Annotated in this window: 21 protein-coding genes and 1 pseudogene; 8 read left to right on the plus strand and 14 right to left on the minus strand. The window is 67.7% G+C overall.

Features of this window, described 5'->3' with window-relative positions:
* Nucleotides 1-49 precede the first annotated feature (49 nt).
* From C6A86_RS28440 to C6A86_RS28450, 3 genes are all read left to right on the plus strand, one after another.
* Nucleotides 50-970 (plus strand): DUF5996 family protein, encoded by a 921-nt coding sequence (locus tag C6A86_RS28440; protein WP_105364499.1) that lies wholly within the window; start codon nucleotides 50-52, stop codon nucleotides 968-970.
* A gap of 154 nt (nucleotides 971-1,124) precedes the next feature.
* Nucleotides 1,125-1,436 (plus strand): hypothetical protein, encoded by a 312-nt coding sequence (locus C6A86_RS28445; RefSeq protein WP_158263293.1) that lies wholly within the window; start codon nucleotides 1,125-1,127, stop codon nucleotides 1,434-1,436.
* Between the two features lie 43 nt (nucleotides 1,437-1,479).
* Nucleotides 1,480-1,947: a hypothetical protein gene (locus C6A86_RS28450; RefSeq protein WP_105364501.1), complete on the plus strand. Its 468-nt coding sequence runs from the start codon at nucleotides 1,480-1,482 to the stop codon at nucleotides 1,945-1,947.
* A gap of 13 nt (nucleotides 1,948-1,960) precedes the next feature.
* On the opposite strand, the pseudogene fbaA reads toward C6A86_RS28450, so the two are convergent.
* The 8 genes and pseudogenes from fbaA to C6A86_RS28490 form a co-directional block, all read right to left on the minus strand.
* A pseudogene (fbaA, locus tag C6A86_RS28455) lies at nucleotides 1,961-2,982 on the minus strand (class II fructose-bisphosphate aldolase).
* Nucleotides 2,983-3,003: 21 nt separating this feature from the next.
* Nucleotides 3,004-4,002, minus strand: a complete 999-nt coding sequence (locus C6A86_RS28460) for a LacI family DNA-binding transcriptional regulator (protein WP_105364503.1) — start codon at nucleotides 4,000-4,002, stop codon at nucleotides 3,004-3,006.
* On the minus strand, nucleotides 3,999-4,649 hold the full coding sequence (locus C6A86_RS28465) for a nucleoside/nucleotide kinase family protein (RefSeq protein WP_105364512.1): 651 nt from the start codon (nucleotides 4,647-4,649) through the stop codon (nucleotides 3,999-4,001). The genes C6A86_RS28460 and C6A86_RS28465 overlap by 4 nt, the downstream gene beginning before the upstream one ends.
* A complete protein-coding gene (locus C6A86_RS28470) occupies nucleotides 4,646-5,578 on the minus strand; it encodes a PfkB family carbohydrate kinase (RefSeq protein WP_105364504.1) in 933 nt (310 codons plus the stop codon). Before C6A86_RS28470 ends, C6A86_RS28465 begins: the two co-directional genes overlap by 4 nt.
* Entirely contained in the window at nucleotides 5,556-6,350 is a 795-nt protein-coding gene (locus tag C6A86_RS28475) for an ATP-binding cassette domain-containing protein (RefSeq protein WP_396834443.1), read from the minus strand. The genes C6A86_RS28470 and C6A86_RS28475 overlap by 23 nt, the downstream gene beginning before the upstream one ends.
* Nucleotides 6,347-7,354, minus strand: coding sequence for an ABC transporter permease (locus C6A86_RS28480; RefSeq protein ID WP_105364505.1), 1,008 nt, complete (start codon nucleotides 7,352-7,354; stop codon nucleotides 6,347-6,349). Before C6A86_RS28480 ends, C6A86_RS28475 begins: the two co-directional genes overlap by 4 nt.
* An 8-nt stretch (nucleotides 7,355-7,362) precedes the next feature.
* Nucleotides 7,363-8,355, minus strand: coding sequence for a substrate-binding domain-containing protein (locus C6A86_RS28485; RefSeq protein ID WP_105364506.1), 993 nt, complete (start codon nucleotides 8,353-8,355; stop codon nucleotides 7,363-7,365).
* Nucleotides 8,356-8,463: 108 nt separating this feature from the next.
* The gene (locus C6A86_RS28490) at nucleotides 8,464-9,315 is read right to left on the minus strand and encodes a CoA ester lyase (protein WP_105364507.1); all 852 of its coding nucleotides are present in this window, start codon (nucleotides 9,313-9,315) and stop codon (nucleotides 8,464-8,466) included.
* A 173-nt stretch (nucleotides 9,316-9,488) separates the two neighbouring features.
* Here C6A86_RS28490 and C6A86_RS28495 point away from each other — a divergent pair, with 173 nt between their 5' ends.
* The 4 genes from C6A86_RS28495 (at nucleotide 9,489) to C6A86_RS28510 (ending at nucleotide 14,549) form a co-directional block, all read left to right on the plus strand.
* Nucleotides 9,489-10,775, plus strand: a complete 1,287-nt coding sequence (locus C6A86_RS28495) for an EAL domain-containing protein (protein ID WP_105364508.1) — start codon at nucleotides 9,489-9,491, stop codon at nucleotides 10,773-10,775.
* A 116-nt stretch (nucleotides 10,776-10,891) separates the two neighbouring features.
* Nucleotides 10,892-11,560 carry an NAD(P)-binding domain-containing protein gene (locus C6A86_RS28500; protein WP_311100967.1) on the plus strand — a complete coding sequence of 223 codons (669 nt, stop codon included), beginning with the start codon at nucleotides 10,892-10,894 and terminating at the stop codon, nucleotides 11,558-11,560.
* Nucleotides 11,561-11,596: 36 nt separating this feature from the next.
* Nucleotides 11,597-13,291, plus strand: coding sequence for a CocE/NonD family hydrolase (locus tag C6A86_RS28505; protein ID WP_105362378.1), 1,695 nt, complete (start codon nucleotides 11,597-11,599; stop codon nucleotides 13,289-13,291).
* Nucleotides 13,292-13,316: 25 nt separating this feature from the next.
* Nucleotides 13,317-14,549, plus strand: coding sequence for a lycopene cyclase family protein (locus C6A86_RS28510; RefSeq protein ID WP_233212918.1), 1,233 nt, complete (start codon nucleotides 13,317-13,319; stop codon nucleotides 14,547-14,549).
* Here the strand turns inward: C6A86_RS28510 and C6A86_RS28515 are convergent.
* Both C6A86_RS28515 and C6A86_RS28520 read right to left on the minus strand, forming a co-directional pair.
* Complete coding sequence (locus tag C6A86_RS28515) at nucleotides 14,467-15,930, minus strand: APC family permease (protein ID WP_105362370.1); 1,464 nt, start codon at nucleotides 15,928-15,930, stop codon at nucleotides 14,467-14,469. The genes C6A86_RS28510 and C6A86_RS28515 overlap by 83 nt on opposite strands.
* Nucleotides 15,931-16,099: 169 nt before the next feature.
* Nucleotides 16,100-17,821 carry a VanW family protein gene (locus C6A86_RS28520; RefSeq protein WP_105362371.1) on the minus strand — a complete coding sequence of 574 codons (1,722 nt, stop codon included), beginning with the start codon at nucleotides 17,819-17,821 and terminating at the stop codon, nucleotides 16,100-16,102.
* Nucleotides 17,822-18,020: 199 nt separating this feature from the next.
* Here C6A86_RS28520 and C6A86_RS28525 point away from each other — a divergent pair, with 199 nt between their 5' ends.
* Complete coding sequence (locus tag C6A86_RS28525) at nucleotides 18,021-18,821, plus strand: DUF1906 domain-containing protein (protein ID WP_105362372.1); 801 nt, start codon at nucleotides 18,021-18,023, stop codon at nucleotides 18,819-18,821.
* A gap of 1 nt (nucleotide 18,822) precedes the next feature.
* Here the strand turns inward: C6A86_RS28525 and C6A86_RS28530 are convergent, their stop codons facing one another.
* The 4 genes from C6A86_RS28530 to C6A86_RS28545 all read right to left on the minus strand — a co-directional run bounded on the left by C6A86_RS28530 (nucleotide 18,823) and on the right by C6A86_RS28545 (nucleotide 22,452).
* On the minus strand, nucleotides 18,823-19,908 hold the full coding sequence (locus C6A86_RS28530) for a glycoside hydrolase (RefSeq protein ID WP_105362373.1): 1,086 nt from the start codon (nucleotides 19,906-19,908) through the stop codon (nucleotides 18,823-18,825).
* Between the two features lie 122 nt (nucleotides 19,909-20,030).
* Nucleotides 20,031-20,822 carry a DUF1932 domain-containing protein gene (locus C6A86_RS28535; protein ID WP_105362374.1) on the minus strand — a complete coding sequence of 264 codons (792 nt, stop codon included), beginning with the start codon at nucleotides 20,820-20,822 and terminating at the stop codon, nucleotides 20,031-20,033.
* Nucleotides 20,822-21,448 carry a methyltransferase gene (locus C6A86_RS28540; RefSeq protein ID WP_105362375.1) on the minus strand — a complete coding sequence of 209 codons (627 nt, stop codon included), beginning with the start codon at nucleotides 21,446-21,448 and terminating at the stop codon, nucleotides 20,822-20,824. The genes C6A86_RS28535 and C6A86_RS28540 overlap by 1 nt, the downstream gene beginning before the upstream one ends.
* On the minus strand, nucleotides 21,448-22,452 hold the full coding sequence (locus C6A86_RS28545; protein WP_105362376.1) for a tripartite tricarboxylate transporter substrate binding protein: 1,005 nt from the start codon (nucleotides 22,450-22,452) through the stop codon (nucleotides 21,448-21,450). The genes C6A86_RS28540 and C6A86_RS28545 overlap by 1 nt, the downstream gene beginning before the upstream one ends.
* Nucleotides 22,453-22,459: the final 7 nt, after the last annotated feature.

Below are 22,459 nucleotides of genomic sequence, written 5' to 3' on the forward strand. Positions count from 1 at the left end.
CTTCTCGAACACCACTGGCACGGCCGCGGTCTGAGACAAGGAGACTGTCATGAGCGAACCAACGGCGGGGTGGCCGGCACTGCGTGTCGACGATTGGGAGCCCACGCGCCAGACGCTGCACATGTGGACCCAGATCATCGGGAAAATACGACTGGCGCATGCACCGTTGCTCAACCATTGGTGGCAGGTGCCGCTATACGTGTCACCGCGCGGACTCACGACCTCGGCGATTCCGGTGGACACGAGGCTGTTCGACGTGGAGTTCGACTTCGTCGACCATGCGCTGAAGGTCCGGGTGAGCGACGGCGGTGCCGGCTCGATCTCGTTGCGCGACAAGTCGGTCGCGCAGTTTCACAACGAGGTTCTGGGCCTACTCGCCCGCTCGGGGATCGAGGTGCAGATCTCCGCCGGGCCCAACGAGGTGGACCCGGCAGTACCCTTCGTCGAGAATGTCCAGTCCGCGTATGACGCGGACGCGGTCGGCAAGTTCTGGCAGCAGCTGATCCAGGCCGACAGGGTCATCGGCCAGTTCCGGTCCCGTTTCATCGGGAAGGTCAGTCCGGTGCACTTCTTCTGGGGCTCGTTCGACCTGGCCTGCAGCCGGTTCTCCGGACGTCCCGCGCCGCCGCACCCCGGCGGGGCGCCGAACTGTGGCGACTGGGTCATGGTCGAGGGCTACTCCCACGAACTGACCAGTTGCGGCTTTTGGCCCGGGGGTGGCGACGAGGGTGCGTTCTACGCCTACGCCTACCCCGAGCCGGACGGCTACGCCGAGTTCCCGGGTTGCCCCGACGGAGCCTTCTACGACAGCAAGCTCCGGCAGTACCTGTTGCCGTATGAGGCGGTGCGCACGGCCGACGATCCGGAGCAACTGGTGCTGGACTTCCTCGAGTTCACCTACGTTGCGGCGGCGGATCTGGCGGGATGGGACCGCGCGGCGCTCGAGGTCGATCCCAAGCGTTGGCACTGAAGGTTGCCGGCTCGTCCAAATCGCCCTCGGTGCACGTTTCATCGGCTAGCCTGCGATCAGTCCGTCCCATCGATGGTCGAGTTGTCGCGAATATCGCTCGGCGTCAATATGTTTGGTCGGCGGATTGCCGTGAGGCCCGACGCAGGAGCACGCGATGAGATGGACCACCACCGGATTACCCGGCACCGTGACGAAGAGCATTGCGGGCGGTGCGCTCATCTTTCTTGCGGTCACCGGTGCCCCCGCGCAGGCGTTCGCGATGCCCGGCACCTTCGGCGCGCCCGTGCCGCTCGAACCTCCCACCGGCCCGGACGACGACTCCTGCATCAGCCAGCCCGCCGATCCGGTGTGCGGAGGCGGGCCGTACGCGCTGCCATCTCCTCCGACGATTTCCATGCCGTCGCCCGCAATGGACGGCGGGATGCCCGGCATTGCCGGCATCGGCGGGATGCCCGGGACCATCTGACACGTCCGCGGCGCCGCCTACCACCGTCCACGAGAGGAACACCATGACCATCACCGGCGTGCGGTCCGCGGTCTTCATCATCGCGGCGGGCGTGGCGGTCGGATCGGCAGGCACCGCATGGGCCGGTGGGCCGCCCGGCGCCATATCGGGTGAACTGAGCGGCACCTATAGCTATCAGTCCGACACCGGACGACTCACCACCTGGGTGATCACGCCGTGCGGACCCGGATGCGCCGACGTGGCCGTCACGCCCGTCACCGACCCGAGAGTGAACCCCCACGGCGGGCAGGCGCGGCTGGCCGACGGGCGGTGGGTGTTGATCGTGCCGTCCACGCAGGCCGTTCGGTGCAAGCCGCCCAACGATGGTGTGACGGTCCCTGGAACCGTCACCTTTTCGCTCGATGCAGGCTCGATGAGCGGTACCGCCGTCCACGTTCAGTCCGTCGCGGGCTGCGGCGATCCGGCCGGGGCAACCTATCGGGGCGGCTTCACCCTGACGAAGGTCGGATAGCTCGGGGTTCTGCCTAACGCATCGCCCGTCCCGCCGATCCCAGCATCTGTGCGGCCTCGACAACCCTTGCCGCCATGGCATTCTCGGCCGGCTTACCCAGGATCTCGGGTCGTAGGCCTTCTTGTTGCCGTAGCCACCGTCGACCTTGAGCACCTGGTCGTAGTGGGAGATCATGTGGCCGGCGATGGACCGGGTGAACGCGTATTGAGTGTCGGTGTCGACGTTCATCTTGACGACGCCGCTGGCGACGGCCGACGCGATGTCCTCGGCGCTCGACCCGGACCCACCGTGGAAGACGAGGTCGAATGGCTTGGCCCTGCCGGTTTCACCACCGATGACGGTCTGGATCTCCTCGAGGATCTCCGGACGCAGGTGCACCGATTCCGGGTGGTAGACGCCGTGCACGTTGCCGAAGGTCAGCGCGGTGAGGTAGCGACCGCGCTCTCCGGTGCCCAGCGCCTGCACGGTGGCGCGCGCGTCGTCCACGGTGGAGTACAGCTTGTCGTTGATCTCATGGGACACGCCGTCCTCCTCGCCGCCGATCACACCGACCTCGATCTCCAGCAGCGTGTTCGCTTCCACCGACGCCTCCAGCAGGCCTTCGGCGATACGGAGGTTCTCCTCGAGCGGCACCGCGGATCCGTCCCACATGTGCGATTGGTACAGCGGATCCAGCCCGCGTCTGCGCCGTTCTGTCGCGTCGGCGATCAGCGGCCGGACCCAGTCGTCGAGATTCTCCGCGGGGCAGTGATCGGTGTGCAGAGCGACGGTCACCGGATAGTGCTGTGCGACCTCGTGCGCGTAGAGCGCCAGCGCCTTCGAGCCCGCGAAGCGGTTCTGCACCGCATTGCCCGACAGGTAGAGCGCGGTGCCCAGGGACACCTGGATGATGCCGTCGCTGTCGGCCTCGGAGAACCCCTGTAGGGCGGCGTTGAGGGTCTGTGAACTGGTCACGTTGATGGCCGGATACGCGAACGCGCCCTCCTTGGCGCGATCCAGCATCGCCACATAGTGCTCAGGGGTTGCAATCGGCATGATGGACAGTCCTATCGGTGGTCAGGTGCATCCGCACGAATTGCGGTGGTGAAAGGTCGTGGGCACGCGAATCTGCTGCGGCGCGTCATCGCTTCCGTGGATGCGGCGCAGCAGCAGCTCGACCGCGGTGACACCGATCGTCTCGACGTCCTGTGCCGCGGCGGTGAGTCTGGGCGCGAAGAGATCCGACCATTCGAAGTCGTCGTAACACGAGAAGGCCACCTCTCCTGGTATCGACAAGCCAAGTGTGCGAAGGGCTTTGAGCGTTCCGATGGTCATGGCGTTGTTCAGGGACACCAGCGCGGTGGGCCGGTCGGTGTGCGACATCAGGGCGTGCACCACACGTTCGGCCACGTCGGTGTTGGAATCGCCGTCGAGGACCAGCGCGGGGTCCACGGCGATACCACGATCGGCCAGCGCCGCGCAGTAGCCATCGAATCGCTCGATGGTGGAGGAGATCCCGGCAAGGCCGCGGACGACGGCGATGCGGCGGTGCCCGAGGTCGAGCAGATGCGCGGTCAGCGACCGCGCCGAGGAGAAATTCTCCGGGCCGACCTGATCGCACCCGGCGTCGACACCGCGATCGATCAGGACGAGTGGGGTTCCGCTGCGGGTGATCTCGGGCAGGGTGATCCGCTCCGACCCGGCCGCGGGCGCCACGATCATCCCGTCCACCTGGCGGTCCAGCAGCGAACCGGTCACGCGCTGCTCCGAGATCACATCGTCATGGGAGTCCCCGACGATCAGGACGTACCCGGCGTCGGACAGCGCCCGCTCCACGGCGTGCACCAGGCTGCCGAAGTACGGGTTGGTCAGCGCGGAGATGGAGAGACCGACGGTGTGCGTGCGACCGGCCGCGAGCGAACGGGCCACCCCGTTGCGGCGGTAGCCGATTTCCTCGATGGCCGCCTCGACGCGCAGGCGCGTGGCGGTGTTGACCTTGCGGGTGCCGTTGAGCACATGCGACACCGTGGACGGCGAGACACCGGCGATACGGGCGACATCGCCCATGGTCTTCATCGGAGGCGCACGATGCGGTCCGCGCGGCCGGCGGTCGACTCGATCAACTGCGCGTTGCGCTCGTCGGATCCGAGGGCCCAGAACGTCGCTTCTTCCGGGGACTTGCCGTACGCCTCGTGCCGGCGCACGAGCCGGGCATGCCGAATGTCGGTGTCGGGAGCCAGGAACCACACCTGGTCGATATGGGACCGCGCCGCGGGCCACGCGTCGGATTCCAGCAGCAGGTAGTTGCCTTCGGTGACCACGAGCGGCACCGCAGGTGGGACGGGAATGGAGGAGCCGATCGACTCTTCGATCTCACGCCGGAAGCGCGGGGCGTAGATGACGGGGTCGTCCGGGCGCTGGGCCCGCACGCTCGCGATCAGCCGCGCGTACCCGCCGTCGTCGAAGGTGTCGTGTGCACCCTTGCGGTTCAGGCGACCCAGGTCGATCAGGACCTCGTTGGCCAGATGGAAGCCGTCCATGGGCACCAGAACCGCGGCCTCGGGGCCCAGTGCGGTGACGAGTTGCTCGGCGACGGTGGACTTCCCGGCTCCTGGGGCGCCGGTGAGTCCGAGGATGCGGCGTTCGCCGGGCACGACGAGACCTCTGGCCGACTCGACCAGTTGGTCCAGGGTGGCGTCCTGCACGTCCTGCTCGAGGGTCACCATTCTCGCTTTCGGGTGTGTGCTGCGTGAAGGTCGCTGGGGAGTTGGTCCAGCCATGCGCGCGGGCCGACTATCGAACACCGTAGTGCCGCCACCCTGGCTGAGCGATCGATGCGCTCGGTGATACTGCTCGCGCTCTGGGTCGCGTGATACGAGTACGCACCGTGGAAGGCGTCGCCGGCGCCCAGCGTGTCGAGCACCGTGACCCGCGGCACCGGCACGGATCCAGATCTGCCGTCCGACCACCACTGCACCGGGTCGCCGCCGTGCGTCGTGACGACGGTGCGCACACCGCCGCGCACCAGCGCGGCCGCGGTGGACTCCGGACCGTCAGCCTCCGGTACCCGGAAGTCATTGGAGCACACCATGTCCGTCGCGTGCGGGATGATATCGGTCATCACCGGCTTCCAGCGTCCGGCGTCGACGACGAGGGCGATGGCCCGTGCTGCCGCGTGCCGGGCAGCATCTTGGGCGATCAGCGGATGGTGTCCGTCGACGAGCACCACATCGGCATCCTTGATCAGCTCGCCCAGCGCTGCCGGTGGTGACGCGTCGGAGTTCACCGCGTCCAGCGAGACGACCGATCGGTCGCCCGTCGATTCGACGACCGACACCGCGGAGACGGGCACCGCGCGGTGGGTGCCCGTCGCGGCGTCGACCACGCGCACCCCGTATCCGGCAAGATCGGCCCGGATCAGGTCGGCGACCGGATCGTCTCCGAGCGCGGTCACCAGGGTTGCGTCCCCGCCCAGTGCCGCGAAGGTGACGGCCGCGTTTGCCGCCGGTCCGCCGGCCGCCACGAACTGTGCCGTCGACGTGATCTTCTCGTTCGCTGCAGGCGCTTTCGCGATCCGGTGAATCACGTCCAGCGTTGCCAATCCCACGAAGACCCCGACGGGGGCCTTCTCAGATACCGGCGCGTTCCTCATCGGTCGGCTCCTCCGCACCGGTCATGAGCGCGACCACCTCGGACATCGAGCGCTTGTTGGGATCGACGACACCGGCACGCTTGCCGAGGCGGTGGATGTGGATCCGGTCGGCCACCTCGAACACGTGCGGCATGTCGTGGCTGATGAGCACCACCGGGATACCGCGGTCGCGGATCGACCGGATCAGGTCGATCACCTGTCCCGACTCGCGCACGCCGAGAGCGGCCGTGGGCTCATCCATGATGATGACGCCACGACCGAAGGCCGCGGCCCGCGCCACCGCGACACCTTGTCGCTGCCCACCCGATAGCGTCTCCACGGCCTGGTTCACCGACTTGATGCCGATCTTCAGGTCGGCAAGGTGCTGCGCGGCCTCCTGCCGCATTCTGGGCATGTCCAGCCGGCGGAAGATGCGGCCCGCGATGCCTTTACGCCGTATCTCACGCCCGAGGTAGAGATTCGATGCGATGTCGAGGGCGGGTATCACCGCGAGATCCTGGTACACCGTTTCTATTCCGGCGGCCCTGGCGTCCCGGGTGTTCCTGAACGACATGGGTGTCCCGCTCATCAGGATCTGCCCGGCGTCCGGTACCACCGCGCCGGCGAGCGCCTTGATCAGGCTCGACTTTCCGGCACCGTTGTCGCCGATGACGGCGAGGACCTCACCCTCGTGCAGCGCGAAGTCCGCGCCGTTGATCGCCGTCACGCTGCCGTACTTCTTGACCAGGCCGCGGGCCTCCAGCACCGGTGTGCCGCTCGTCGCGATCGTCACTGTGACCTCCTGCGCGCGAACTGATCCACGGCGACCGCGACGATCACGAGAATTCCGGTCGCGATGTTCTGGTAGAGATTGTCGACCCCGGCCTGGGTGAGGCCGTTGCGCAGCACCCCGACGATGAGCGTGCCGACCAGGGTTCCGCCGACGCCGCCGCGCCCACCGAACAAACTGGTGCCGCCGATGACGACCGCGGTGATCGACTCGAGATTGGCGTTCTGATAGGCGTTCGGGTCGGCGTTGGGGATGCGCCCGAGAGCGGCCCACGCGGCGATGGCCGCGATCACGCCCGTGGTGATGTAGACCGACAGCAGCACCCGCCCGGATTTGATGCCGGACAGCATCGAGGCCTGCGGGTTGCCGCCGACCGCGTAAACATGCTTACCCCAAGATGTTTGGGATAACGCGTACCACATGACGAGGTAGACCAACAGCATCGCGACCACACCGTAGGTGGTCGAGAACGAGCCGATGCGAAAGGACGTGCCCAGGAAGGTGAGCGGGCCCTGCTCCACGCGGTAGGTCTCGGAGCCGGCGAGCAGCCGGGTCGCCGCCTGGATCGCGGTGAACGTGCCCAGCGTGACAATGAACGGTGGTAGCCGCAGCACCGTGACCAGCCCGCCGTTGATCGCACCGAACGCCACGCACACCAGCAGCGTGGCCCCCAGGGCCACGAAAGGCCCATTCGCACCGGCAGTCTGGGCCATCACGATGCTGCCGAAGACGGCGACCGCGCCGATGGACAGATCGATACCGGAGGTGAGGATGATCAAGGTCTGGCCGACGGCCAGAATGCCGACGACCACCGACTGTTGCAGGATCAGCGAGACGTTCTGCGGATTGAGGAACGAATCCGAGACCGCGCTGAAGATGACGATGGCCAGCAGGAGTGCGACCATCGGGCCGAGCAGCGGCTCACGCAGGATGCTGCCCGCGTTGAACCGGCTCGATACCGAGGGCTTTGCCGTCGAAGGAGCCGTCGAGGGAGCGCCGGTGCTCATGGCCGGGCTCAGCCCCAGCAGTTCTGTTCGGCCCAGGCGGTGTCCTTGGATTCGAGGCCGGGGACGGGCTTGTCGGTGATGAGCTCCGAGCCGGTGTCGTTGAATCCGCTCGGCTTGGTGCCGTCGGTGGCGAACTTGACCACGGCCTGCACGCCTTGTTCGGCCATCTTTGCCGGGAACTGCATCACCGTGGCGCCGATCTTGCCGGATTTCACATCGGCGACGCCGGTGCAGCTGCCGTCGATCGATCCGATGGTGATCTGGTCGGTGCGGCCGGCGGACTGGATGGCCTGATATGCGCCGGCGGCCGCGGGCTCGTTGATGGTGTAGAGCGCGTTGATGCCCGGTGCGCGCTGGAGGATGTTCTCCATGGCGGTCTGGGCCTTGGTCTGGTCTCCGTTGGTGTTCTCCTGGCCGACGATCTCCGGGGAACCCTCGGTGATGCCGAAGCCCTCCAGGAATCCGTCGTGCCGGAAGGTGTCGACGGTGCCGCCGGGGGTGCCGTCGAGCATCACGATCTGGGGCGGTGCGTCACCGAGGGCGGCTTTCACCCATTTGCCCTGGCTGACGCCGGCGGCCAGGTTGTCGGTGGCGAACGTGGCGTCGACGGCGTCCTCGGGGTCGGTCGCGGTGTCGAGCGCGATGACCACGACACCGGCGTCGCGGGCCTTCTTGATCGCGTCGAGCACTCCGGTGGAGGAGTTCGGGGTGATCAGGATGCCCTTGACGCCCTGGCCGACCATGTTCTCGATGGCCGCGACCTGGCCCTCGTTGTCGCCGTCGAACGCTCCTGCCAGCGCGATCAGCTCGGCGCCGTCCTTGTCGGCCTGCGCCTTGGCGGCCTCACGCAACTTCACGAAGAACGGATTCGAATCGGTCTTGGTGATCAGTCCGACCTTGATGGCGTCCGAATCCGACCCGCCGCAGGCGGTCAGACCCAGAACCAGCGAGCCGGCCATGAGAACCGTCCCGACCGCGTGCGTGCTGCGCTTCCCGAACATGTGGACTCCCTTGTCCCCGATGTGACGCGGATCGCATCACGTGATCTTCGGGAGCCTAAACCGTAGGCAAGCGCTTGCGCATGCGCTTTCGCAGAAATGTGAATCGATTCAATCCAGGCCGAGCTTCTCGGCGAGGTCGAGCACCGCCTGAGCGCGGGCGCGGGTGGGTCCGACGCTGCCGTCATAGGGCCCGGTGGGCGCGTCGAGGCGCGCGAGCGTCCGGCGTGCCTCCTCGATGTCCAGCGCCGAGGGGCTGAGCAGGGTGTTGATCGTCTCGGCGTGCTCGGGATCCAGACACAGCCGCCCGGTCATGCCCGCGGAGTTGGCGACCGCGGTCTCCCGGGCGAGGTGGCGCGACTGATCGCGCAGGGTGGGCCCGTCGATCGGCGCGGCAAGGCCGGCGGCGCGGCTGGCGATGACCAGCCGGGCGCGTGGATACGCCAGCACCATCGGATCCTGGCTCATCCCGGTGTCCCGGCGAAAATCACCGAGTCCGAAAGCGATCCGCGAGCATCCCGGCGCCCGGGCGATCGCGGTGACCGATTCGATGCCCAGCGCCGATTCGACCAGAGCCACCACCGGCGTTCCGGACGGCAACCGCGCGGCGGTGGCGGCGATATCGTCGCCGGATTCGGTCTTGGCCAGCATCACGCCGACAAGCCCGGGGGTATGCGCCACGGCGTCCAGGTCGGCCGACCACGCCGAGGTCGCCACGCTGTTGATCCGCACCCACGCCTGCGCCCCGGTGCTCAGCCACTCGGCCACCGACACCCGGCCGGCGGGTTTCTGCGCGTCGGGCAGTCCGTCCTCGATGTCCAGCACGATCGCATCGGCGCTGCTGGCGATGGCTGCGTCATACGCCTCACCGCCATCGGGGGTCCCCGGCTGCAGCAGCCACGTGCGGGCCAGTGACCAGTGCGGCTTCCGGCGTCGCTGCGTTGCCTGCGGTGAAACTGTCACGCGTGCACCTTTCGCTCGGCGATGTCCCTTCCATCGTCCGAGCCGATCGGCGCCCTGGCCAGATTAAGCACATAATGTTCACCGGCCCGTGGGCTGCGGCACGTCAAGGCCATCGCATTTGGCGTTTCTTCGGACCGCGGGGGCGAAGGTGTTGTGAAATAGCGTGACACACGATGCCGTTGATACGGGGCTCCATGCACAAGCTGACGGCGGTCCTGGCCGCCTCTCTCGACCCCGTGTCCCTGATGAGCAGGATCGCCGAGCAGACGTGCCTGTTCACCCCCAAGGCCGACGGTGCCGCCATCAGCATCTACACCCAGGACAAGAAGTTCGTCGTCGTGTCAGCCCACGGGCTGGTGGCATCCCTGCTCGGCCTGGTACTGCCCGGGGAGGGCACCTTCCAGGGACGTGCGATCGCCACCGGGCGGCCCCAGGTGAGCCATGAAACCTCTTCCGACATGTCGCTGACCTCAGAGGTTCGTGAGATCGGCAACCGGTTGGGCATCCACTCCCTGGTGGTGATTCCGTTGATGCACAACGGCATCGCGATCGGCGCGCTGTCCGTCACGGCGACCGAGGCCCACAGGTTCAACGACGCCGACGTCCTCGCCATCACCTCGATCAGCCAGTTCGTCTCGGCCCTGATCGACTCGCACTCGGAGCTGTCGCGGCTACTCGAGGACCTGCTGGGCGACCCCCGCATACCAAATGCCGAGACGGCCGCTCGTTTTCTGGCGTCGGTGCTGCTACCCGAGGCCCTACGGGAAGACCAGTTTCACGACCAGTTGGACGCCCTGCTGTCGACGCCGGCCGAGCTTCAGCCGGTCTTCCAACCCGTTGTCGACCTGACCAGTGGCCGCACGCTCGGCTTCGAGGGGTTGTCCCGATTTCCGGCACAGCCGGAGGTGAGCCCCGCCCAATGGTTCGCGACCGCACGCCGGCTCGGCCGCAGCTATCCGCTGGAACTGCTGGCACTGCGGCGCATCCTCGCCGCCGCGAGTGCCATCCCGAACGATTGTTTTCTCGCGGTCAATCTGAGTCCGCTGACGGCCCTCGATCCGACCGTGCAGGACATCTTGACCTCCGCCGAGTCTCGACTCGTGGTGGAGATCACCGAGCACGAGCCGTTTCCCGAGGACTTCGCCGTTCGGTTGCAGCCGTTGCGGGACAAAGGTATCGACCTGGCCATCGATGATGCCGGCGCCGGGTTCGCCAGCTTCACTCAGCTGCTTCGGCTTCGACCGGACATGATCAAGATCGACGGCGAACTGACCTCCGATATCGACAACGACCCCGTCAAACGAGCGCTGGCCACATCCATCGTGCAACTCGCCACCGAGCTGGGCTCGTCGACGGTCGCCGAGGCCATCGAGAACCCCCAGCAGATGTGCGCCCTGCGGGCCCTGGGAATCCAGTACGGGCAGGGGTACCTGCTCGGCCGACCGGGCCACATCAGGTGAATCGGCCCGCTGCGCTCACGGCTGGATCACCAGCCGGCTGATCAGTGCGCCGGGGGCTCCCGTGAGGGAGAGTCAAGCCGCGGAATAGTGCCCCGAGACCGGGCGTTGGCGCACATATGAAGATCGGAATCATCGGTGCAGGGCTGATCGGCGGGACACTGACCCGTCGGCTGCGCGAACTCGGGCACGACGTGGCCGTGGCGAATTCGCGGGCGCCCGAAACGCTCACCGACCTGGCGAACGAAACCGGCGCGACGGCGGTGTGGGCCAAGGACGCCGCGGCCGGCGCCGACCTCGTCATCGTGAGCATCCCGCAGAAGAACGTGCCCGATCTCGCCGACGGCATCGTCGATGCGCGCAAGCCCGGCGCACCGGTGATCGAGACCAACAACTACTACCCCCAGCAACGCGACGGGGAGATCCCGGCCATCGAGGACGGTCAAGCCGAAAGCGCCTGGGTCGCCGAACAGATCGGTGCGCCGGTGTACAAGGTGTTCAACGGGATCTTCTGGAAGCATCTGCTGAAGAAGGGCACCCCCAGCGGTGCATCCGATCGCATCGCGCTCCCGATCGCCGGCGAGGACGGACCGGGACGCGACTTGGTGCACGGGATCGTCGAGCAGCTCGGATTCGATCCTGTCGATGCCGGGCCGATCTCCGAGTCGTGGCGCCAACAACCCGGGACGCCGGTGTACGGCAAGGACTTCGACGTCGAGAACACTGTGAAGGCCCTGGCGGCGGCGACACCCGAGCGTACGGCCGAGTGGAGCGCGCGAACGATGTAGGTCTTTCCCGGCGATCGGCGGTCCATGATGGACACCATGACCCGGACAGCCCCCACCGACGCCGCGCTGCCCGACCGGCCCTGGCGGCGTCCGGGTGCTGCCCGGTATGCGATCGAGCGCGTGCGGGGAATCGTGCGCCCGCCGGTGCGGGTGTATGAGCCGGACGGTGAGATGCCGATCATCGAGCACGACGCGCCGATCGCCCTGCGGGACGGAACAGTGCTGTGCGCCAACGTGTATCGGCCTCCCGGCGAAGGAGCATTCCCGGTACTGGTCTGTGCACACCCCTACGGCAAGGACAAGCTGCCGAAGATCGGGCGCTTCGGCAGCTCGTTCTCCTTCCAGTACCGCGCACTGCGGCAGACCGGCCCGATCCGATTCTCGACGCTGACCAGTTGGGAGGCACCCGACCCCGCGTGGTGGACCGCCAAGGGATACGTCGTCGTCAACTGCGACCTGCGTGGCGCAGGCACCTCCGATGGCGTCGGCGACCTCATGTCGGTGCAGGAAGGCCGCGATGTCTACGACGTGGTGGAGTGGGCGGCCGGGCAACCCTGGAGCACCGGCGCGGTCGGCATGATCGGTGTCTCCTACCTCGCCATCTCGCAGTACGAGGGCGCGGCGCAACGCCCGCCGCACCTGCGCGCCATCGTTCCCTGGGAAGGTATGACCGATCCCTACCGCGACCTGCTGCGCCCGGGTGGCATCCGGGAGACGGGTTTCGTCAGGCTCTGGTCCACCGGCCTCAAGGCCAACCGCCTCACCTACTCGCTGGGCGACCGCTCCGCCGAACACCCGGTGCGCGATGACTATTGGCGATCCATCGTGCCCGACCTGGGCACGATCGATGTCCCGGCGTTGATCTGCGCCAGCTTCTCGGACAACAACCTGCACAGCCGTGGCTCGTTCCGGGCCTTCCAGCGCATCGCCTCGCGGGACAAGCACCTCTACACCCACCGCAGCGGCAAATGGGCGACGTTCTACAGCGACGAGGCCCGCCGCGCTCAGCTGGCCTTCCTGGACCGCCACCTGCGCGGAGCCGACGCGGCCGAATTGCCCACCGTACGCCTGGAGGTCCGGGAGAGCCGAGACGTCATCGCCGCAGTGCGCGACGAGACCACCTGGCCGCCGGCATCGACGCGGTGGACTGCCCTGCACCTCACGACCGGCGGCCTGACAACGGAGCCTGCCGCGGCGGGTGGATCCATATCGTTCGACACTCGGATCGGCGGTGCCCGTCTCGGCTGGACCGTCCCGGCGGACACCGAGATCACCGGTCCGGCGGCGCTGCGGCTGTTCGTCGAGATGGCCGGTGCGGACGACGTCGACCTCTATGTGGGTGTCGAAAAGTGGTGCGGCACAGAGTATGTACCCTTCGAAGGCTCCTACGGCTTCGGCCGCGACCGGGTGGCCACCGGGTGGATGCGCGCCTCCATGCGCGCTCTGGACGACGACGCCTCGCAGCCGCACGAACCCGTGCCCAGCTACACCCGTCCCGAGCCACTGCGCCCCGGCCAGATCGTCCAGATCGATATTCCGCTGGGGCCGTCAGCGACGTTGTTCCGAGCCGGCGAACAACTCCGCCTCGTCGTCGCCGGCCGCTGGCTCTGGCCGCGCAACCCACTCACCGGACAGTTCCCCGCCGCCTATGAACAGGGGCCGCGCGGAACCTGCACGCTGCACTGGGGGCCCGCGCACCCGGCGCGACTCCTGGTGCCTGTCGCCCGGTGAAATTCTGGGTACGTATCGTTCGACTGTGACCTCACGACCGCAGCTGGACGTTCTGGTGGTCGGCGCCGGGCCCGCGGGAATGGCGTTGGCGGCGGCGTGTGGGCGGCTCGGGCTGGTCACCGGATTGTTGGACCCCTCCCCGGACCGGCCCTGGACGGCCACTTACGGGATGTGGAGCCCGCAGGTACCGGCGGATCTGCCCGCGTCGGTGATCGCGGCCCGGGCCGCCGGCCGGGCGATCGCACTGACCGAGCACCAGTTGGGTTGGGAGTACGCCGTTCTCGATGTGCCCGAGCTTCATCGTCACCTCAGTGACCAGCTGGCCGGGGTGCACATTCACACCGGTCGCGCGCTCGGGTCACCGGAGTGTGGGGTCATCACGCTGGCCGACGGATCGGAGTTGCGCGCCGCCGTCGTCGTCGACGCCGGCGGCCGGTCACGCCCGCTGGATCCCCGCCCGGCGCGCAACGCGTCCGCAGACCAGACGGCCTACGGGGTGGTGCTCGACGAGGACGCGGCGGCACCACTCACCCGACCCGGAGACGCCCTGTTCATGGACTGGCGCACCGACCACGGGGAGTCCGGTTGGCCGACGTTCCTGTACGCGGTGCCCCTCGGCGGTGGCCAGGTCCTGCTGGAAGAGACCTCGCTGGCCCGGCGGCCGGGACTTTCACTGCCCGTGTTGCGCCGCCGGCTGCAGGCCCGGCTGGCCCGGCACGGCGTGCGGATCCCGGAAGGCGCACGCAGCGAGAAGGTTTCGTTTCCGCTGGATCAACCACGGCACAACGGCAGAACTTCGCTCGGGTTCGGTGCGGCAGCGCCATTGATCCACCCGGCAACGGGGTTCAGCGTCGCCGCATCGCTGCACCTCGCCCCGCGCGTGGCGGCGGCGCTCGCCGCCCACCTGCCGGAAGGTCCGGACAGGGCGCTGACAGCAGCTCGGCAGATCGTCTGGCCACGCTCGGCACGAGCGATCCACCGCTTCCGGCTGATCGGCCTGGAAGCACTGCTGCGGATGCGTTCCGAAGAGGTCCCGAGCTTCTTCGAGACCTTCTTCGCCCTGCCCGAGGCGCACCGCTGGACCTACCTGACCGCACGCGACGATGTGCCTGGCACGGCCGTGGCCATGAGTCACCTGTTCCGGCTGGCGGACGGGCGGTTACGCCGCCATCTCGTCAGCTCGGCCGTCCGCCGGTCGGCGCCCGCCGCTGTTTCAGCGCCTCCAGCAATCGATGCTCGGCCTCCTGGCCCGGCCTGATCCCCGTCGGGATGCGCAGCAGGAAAAACACGCCGAGAATCCACCAGGCGCCGAACAGGATCCACGGCTGCACGTCGAGGAATGCGGGCATACCCGGCAGATAGAGGCTGAGCAGCCCGGTGCAGAGGACCACGGCGGCGCCGCCGATCAGCAGGCCGCCCTTCCCCTTGCCACCGACGCGAAGCGGCCGGTCCATCTGCGGTTCGCGGCGACGCAGAACGAGGAACACGACCGACACCAGCAGGTAGGCGATGACGATGCTCGGGGAGCCCGAGTCGACGAGCCATACCAGCATCGCCTCGCCCAGAAACGGGGCGATGAACGACAGGCCGCCGATGAACAGCAGCGCGTTGATCGGGGTGCGGAACCTCGGGTGCAGCTTGCCGAACCAGGCGGGCAGCATGCCCGAGCGCGCCATCGAGTACATCAGTCGCGATGCCCCCAGCAGTAAGGAGTTCCAGGACGTCAGGATTCCGGCGATGCCGCCCGCGATCAGGAGCTTCGCCATCACCTCGTTGCCGAACATGGCACCGAATGCATCGGCTGTGGCGATGTCGGCCTCGGCCAGTTCGCTGGCCGGCATCGCCGACGACGTGGTCACGATGGTGATGAGGTACCAGATCGTCGCCAGCACCACGGCGATGACGACCAGGCGACCGATCTGACGGGCGGGCACGTTGACTTCCTCGGCGGACTGCGGGATGACGTCGAAACCGACGAACAGGAACGGCACCACCACCAGCACGGCGAAGAACCCTGCCGTGCCACCGGTGATGAGCGGTTGCATGTTCTCGATTGACCCGCCGGTGAAGGACCCGAACACCAGCATCAGGCCGATGATCAGCAGCAGCACCACCACGAAAGTCTGTGCCACGCTGGCGAATTTGACCCCGAGGATGTTGACGGTGGTGATCACCACCGCGGCAATCGCGCCCACCAGCGCCCAGGTGAGATAGACCTCGCTGCCGGCAACGTCCCACAACTTCACCTGGTTGAGGTCGGGAAAGAGGTACAGCGCGGTCCGCGGAAGGGCCACGGCCTCGAACGCCACGATGGTGACGTAGCCGCCGACAATCCCCCACGAGCCGATGAATGACCACCGTGGCCCCATGCCGCGAAGCAGGAAGTTGTGCTCCCCGCCCGCCTTCGGCATGGCTGCGGTGAGCTCGGCGTAGGTCAGGCCGACGACGCCCATGATCACACCGCCGGCCATCATCGCCAGCACGGCACCGAGCGTGCCCGCCGACCCGATCCAGTCCCCGGTCAGCACCACCCAGCCGAAGCCGATCATGGCTCCGAATCCGAGAGCCAGCACATCCCAGTTGCCGAGAACCTTCAACAGCGAGGCTTCCTCGGTCGTGTCGACTACGTTTCGCTCCATCGGAACTCACCTCTCCGGTGCTCGTCCTGATTGCGGTCGTGCGCGTGGACTCACGGTAGCCGTTTCGGCGGCACCCGGTGGCCGGTGAACGACGAAAAGAGTGACGGTGGCGAAGAATGAGCTGCTGCAGTCGGCTCGGGCCTGTTCGCCGGTGTGATCGTGCCGAGCGTCAGCCGCCGCCGCAGATCACCGTGGGAATGGGATCGTAGATCACCGTGTGGGACTCGGTTCGCGTTTCGCCAGTGGCGATCTCGCGAAGGGTCCGGGTGTCGGTGATGGTGAATCCCGGCGCGCCGCCGCTGGGGCTGCAGGCTTCACCGGACGGGATCGTTATGGTGCGCGGGCTCGTCGGGCGGCTGCGGGGGCTCTGCGCCGATGTCACCTCGTAGCGTTTGATACCGACCAGCCGTGCGGTGATCGAACCCGACGTCCACTCGGTCTGTATCTGCACCGAGGTGGGGCCGTTGTTGCGGAACTTCACGTCGAGCACGTCACCGAACACGGTGGCCTCTCGCCCGGCCGGGTAGCGGCTGATGTAGTAGCTGTGCTCGTGATGTTCGATGTCTTCCATGCCCGCGAAGTACGCGGCATTGAAGAGGGTGGTGGCCATCTGGGAGACCCCGCCCCCGATACCCGTTGCGGGCCTGCCGTCTTCGATGATCCCGGCCTCGACGTAGCCCGCCGCCGCGTTCCGCGGATTGGTTGCTCCGTTGAGGCTGAACGTCTCCCCCGGCCGGACCACGATGCCATTGATCTGTTGCGCAGCACGCCTGATGTTCCGGCCGGAGGAACTGGAGAAACCACCGGTCTGGAACTCACCGATGACCTCGATGGGCCCCAGTTCGTCGAGCTCGTCAACGGTCAATGCCGGCTCTTCGTCGACGTAGACCGCCGTGACCTCCCGATTGTCGGTGCTGCTGAGCACCGAGAGCAGATCCGCCAGGGTGGCGTCGTAGTCGACCCGGCGGCCGGTCTGTTCGGCGACTGTGACCGGCGGGGTGACGGCGAAGTCGATATCGGCGTCGCGCCGGGGGGTTTCCGACGCGGCGAGTTGGGGGCGCAGCTCGTCGGCGAGCAGGTCGATGTCGATGACCGGCGACAGCCGCCCGTCCTCGGCATCGAAGGTCAGCGCGGCCGCGATGACGCCCTCGGAGAGGAACGCCTGCGTGTCGTTGTCACCGTCGACGCGGACCGGTCCGGACACCGCCGGTATGGCGACGTCGTCCACGGCGGTCGCGACATCGGCATCGGTGGTGCTCGGTGCGAGTTCCACCATCGGCAGATCGAGGGGCTCGCCGACTGCCCAGTCCCGCACGAACACGTCGGCGGCGGCTTGGATATCGAGCCGTCGGCCGTTCTGAGGATTTGACGACACGGGTTCGCCGTCGACGAATCCGACGGAGCCCTCGACCGGGTCTTCGGCGACGGTGGCACCCAGGTCCGCCAGGGCCGCGGTCAGGGCTTGTTCGTCGACCGACGTGACCACACCGATCGGGGTGTGCACGAAGAACGACATGAGGCGGGTGACCGGGTTCAGCGGTTGCGTGTCCGCCTGCTCGACGGTGGCGCGAGAGTCCACGGTCAAGTCGATCCGGCGCGGGTCCACCTCGGCGTGCACGGTCGCCATGGTGACCGCGATCGGCCGGGCGGCGCGGGGAGCGACCACGCTCTGCAGGCGCTGCTCCGCGGCATCGGGGGTGAGACCGCCGAGCGGCACCCCGGCTGCGGTGACCCCGCGGGGAACCTTGCCCGAGGTGAACGTCAGGTCGGCAAGGTAGAGCGACGCCAAAGCGACGAAGGGGACGCCGACGACCAGGGACAGCCGTCCACGCCGGCTCTGGAACGCACCGGGGAGCTTCCACTGAGCGAGCCTCAGCCAGGTGGCCTGCATGGTTCTATACCTCAAAACATCGTCAGGCTCGGAATGTCCAGAGCCGGCACTGCTCTGACCGGCGGTGTGCTCGGCACGTTCCAGGCTATCGACCGGTGCCGGTCGGAGTCGGCCCAGGAGGACCCGGCGACGACCTATGGTTCAGGAGTGTCCGGCGAGGTCACGGCTGTCACAGCAGTCACCCTGTTAACATCGCGCCATGCAGGACTCGCCGTCCACCATCGGCCCGCGTCGATCGCGCGCCGTCTCCCGGCGTGACGCGCTGCGCTATGCATCGGCAGCGCTGGCCGGGCTCGGGGCCGCGTCGGTCGCCCAAGCACCGGCAGCCTCGGCCGGCGCCCCCACCTTGATCGACTTCGCGATGCGCCAGATCCCGGCCCAGGACATCCGGGCTGCCGGGCATTCCGGGGTGATCAACTACGTGTCGACCTCGCGACCCGGCTCGTCCTTCGGCGCAAAGCCGATCACGCTGCCCTACGCCCAGTCACTGACCTCCGCCGGGTTGATCATCGTCAGTAATTACCAGTACGGAAAGCCGGGCGGGACAGCACCGTCGGATTTCACCCGCGGGTATGCCGGTGGCGTCGCCGACGCCAAGACCGCCTGGGCGCTACATACCGCGGCAGGCGGCGGAAAGAGCGCACCGATCTTCTTCAGCGTCGATGACGACATCGACCGCAACACCTGGAACACCGTTGCACTGCAGTGGTTTCGCGGAATCAACTCGGTGATCGGGGTCATGCGCACCGGGATCTACGCCGGCATCAATCCATCCCAGTGGGCTATCGAAGACGGCGTGATCGGCAGGTCGAGTTCGGCCGGCAAGGCGTGGATCTGGCAGACCCGGTCGTGGTCCAAGGGGCAGATACATCCCGCCGCCGTGCTCTACCAGCGGGTCATCGACACCGCCTCGAATCCCGGGCCGATCGTCGGCGGCATCCGCGTCGACGTCAACGATGTGCTGGCCCAGGATTGCGGCCAGTGGAACAAGCACCCCTGAATCAGCGGCGTGGCGTCACGGTGATGTGCACATGGTCGAAGTGGCCGTAGCCGGACGCCTGTGGACCGGCCGGCGTGTAGTACGTGCCGCGCCAGATCACGTCCTGCACCCCGAACCTGCCGGCGTTGGCCATCGCGAACGCCATGATCTGATCGCCCAGCGCGATGCCCTCGGGACTGCCGGAGTTCGGAATCATGATGTCGATCGCCAGGCCGCTCGGGTGCCAGGGCTTGGAGTCCGGCCGTACCCCGCCGATCTCGCCGATCTGCGGGAACTGTGCGCTCACGGCCCGGGCCGCCAGAATCGCGTTGGGCTGCAGGCCCGCCTCGTTGGCGACGCCGACGGGTAGGGCCGCCTCCGGGATGTCCATGACGGCAGCCGCCAGCGATGGCGGACCGGGCATCGCGATGATCGCCGGGTCCTGTGGTGCGGGTGCGACCGGCGGCGGCGCGAGGTCGACAGCGGCCTGCTGCTGCGGTGTCAGCGCCGCGTACTGCGCCTCCGCGGCGGCGATCTGCTTCAGCATCTCGCTCAGCTTGGTTTGCAGGTCGGCGCGCACCGAGGCGGCCTTCTCGGCGGCCGCGCGCGCGCCGGCGGCCGATTTCTCCGAGGCCTGGGCGGCGGTGGCCGCGCGCTCACGGGTCGCCAGGAAGACCTTCATCTGGTCGGCCGCCTGCGCGGCCACCGTCCGCTGCAGTGACAGGCGGTCGATGAGCTGTTGTGGGGAGCCCGCCGTCAGCACCGCCGCCATCTGACCGCTGCGTCCGCTCATGTACTCCATGGCGGCCACCCGGTTGATCGCGGCCTGATAGGGCTGCAGCTGAGCGTTGGCGGCCTCGAGGGCCTGCAGGTCGGCGCGATGGCGGTCATCGGCCGCGGCCTGAACGGCCACGGTGGCGTCCACGTCGCGTTGGGCAGCGGTGACGGCCTGGCGGCTCTGCACCGCCTGCTGGGACAACTCGTTGAGTTTGGCCAGTGCATCGGCCGCAGGATCGGCGTACGCGCCGCCCACCGACGCGCCCAGGACCAGGACCGTAGCCGCAAAACCGCACATTGCTCGCCGAAGTGACTGGCGCACCGCGGGCATTCGGATGGTCACGATCCTTCGCTGCAAGGACCGATCTTGGCCCGGCTGGTCGACTGTCCCCCGACACGCTACGAACTGGCACCGGGGATGTCTAGTTGGGCCCGGATGTGATCAGCCCCGCGCTACCGCCCTTCCGCCGCCATGCGGCGCAGCGCGCTCGCGGTTGCCTGCGTGATCTCAGCAGGAACACCGAGCTCACCGAGGTACTCCGCGGTGTCGTGCATCTCGTGCGCGCGCCGTTCGGCATGAGTACGGGTGCCGGTGAGAAGGCGGTCGATGACAGCGTGCCCGTCTCCGGCGAGCTGCCGGGCAATCTGGTCGCGGATCCACGGTTCATAGCCCGCGGCGGCACCGGCGGTGACCGCCTCGGTGACCACACCCGCCAGGCCTTTCATCAGCACGCTGCGAAGCAGCTTGTGGGCCATCGCCGAACCCGGGGGCCCGTCTACGACTTCGACGGGCGCACCCCAGCCGGACGCGATGGCGGCGACCGGTTCGGCGCTGTTCCCAGCCAGCATGAGGGGAGTCTGCGCGCCGTGCCACGCGACCGGTCCGAGGATGGCGACATCGCAGAATGCGGCACCGGCGTTCTCCACGATGTCGGCTATGTCGCGCATGGCTGATGGCGAAGAGGACGTGAAGTCTGCATAGCGAGCCCCCGCCGAAAGACTCGTCCGCACAGATTCTGCAACTGGACGAGCCGCCTTGGCCGCAGTGAGCACCAGGATCAGGTCGGCACCGCGCACGGCGTCGGCCGCGGTGTCTGCGCGTGTCACTCCTGGTGGCGTCGCGGGTGGACCCGGATCGAAGCCGACGACGGATCGGCCGCTCGCGATCAGCGCGGCAGCGTATTTCGCTCCGGCCTCCCCGAGCCCGATGACAGCACTATGTGGGGGTTGGTCGCCGCTGTGCACTATCGGCCGGCCTTGATCTCTGCACGCTGGGCGGTTTCGTCGGCGAACTTGGCCTCCGCGGCCTCCAGCACTTGTTCAGCATCTTGCTGCGGAACGATGACGACGCCGTCGGCGTCACCGAGCACGATGTCGCCCGGCGCGACAGCCACACCTCCGACGGCGACAACGCCGCCCAGCCGACCCGGACCGTTTTTGTAGGGGCCTGCCGGTGTGATGGCACGCGCGAAGACAGGGAGCTCGATCTCACCGATGACCTCGGCATCGCGGACGGCGCCGTCGACGACGAACCCCGCCAGCCCGAGAACCTTGGCGCGCTCCGCCATCAGCTCACCCAGGAGCGCCCGTGTCTCATCACCCTGTCCGTTGACGATCAGCACATCGCCGGGCGCTGCCTGTCGCATGGCTTCGTGCAGCAGTTTGTTGTCCCCGGCGCGGGTCCAGACGGTGAAGGCCGGCCCGGCGATCGTGGCGCCGTGCCACACCGGCTTTATGCGTGCATCCAGCGCTCCGAGGCGGTCCATCGCGTCGCCGACATTCGCTGTCGGGAGCTGCGCGAATCTCTCCACGATCTCGGCCGAGGGGCGGTTCAGGCCGTTGCTCGCCTGCGCAGTGGTCGGGCTGCTCATCAGTTGCCTTCCTGGCTGACGGCGGGCATCAGTTCCTTGTAGGTGCTTTCCTGTTCGGTCCACAGCTGCTCGTATTTCGCGGCGTCGAGGTAGCGGGTTTCCAGACCGAGATCGGTCATCTTGGCGACCACCTCGTCGTTTTCAATCGCCGTCTTGAACGCGTCCTGCAATTTCTCCGACACCGCGTCGGGAAGACCAGCGGGTGCCGAGTAGCCACGTGCGGTGGTCGATACGACGTCGTAGCCGGACTCCTGGAAGGTCGGAACATCGGGCAGGAACTTGCTGCGTTGGGTGTCCATCACTCCGAGAACGCGGATCTTGTTCTGTTTGACCAGATCGATGACATCGCTGGTGCTACCGACATAGATGGGGACGTGGTTGCCCAAAAAGGCTGCGACGGCTTGCGACTGGCCCTCGGAGAAGTGCACCGGCGAGAACTCGGCGCCGGTGACCTTACTGATGTCGGCAACGGCGAAATGCTCGCCGGTCTGGATGCCGGTCGTGGTGGCAGTGATGGTCCCCGGGGCTGCCTTGGCGGCGTCGATCAGAGCGCTCAGCGAGGTGTAGGGGCTGTCGGGCGCGACACCGATGACGGCGGGATCGACGACCTGCATGCCGAGCGGCTGGAAGCTCTCGCGGGTGTAGGTGGCGCCACGAGCCGGGTCCAATGGCGAAACGACCACCGAGGGCGAGCCTGTCGCTCCGAGGGTGTAGCCGTCGGCCTTGGCGCCGGTCAGTTCGGTGTAACCGATCTGACCGCCGGCACCGGGCCGGTTGACGACCTCGATGTTGGTCCCGAGGCTCTTCTCCAGCTCGGGCGCGACGAGGCGGGCAGCCGTATCGACCGCGCCGCCGGGCGCGAATGAGACGACCAGTTCGATCGGCTTGCTGCCCGGGAATCCGTCGCCGGTGCCGCCGCCCTCGGTGGGGCGACCGCAGCCGGCCAACGCCAGGCTTGCGATCACCGCGGCGGTCGCGGTGATCTGAATCCGTCTGGTGTACATGCTTTCT

It is taken from the genome of Mycobacterium sp. ITM-2016-00316 (assembly GCF_002968335.2).
Classification (GTDB): Bacteria; Actinomycetota; Actinomycetes; order Mycobacteriales; family Mycobacteriaceae; genus Mycobacterium.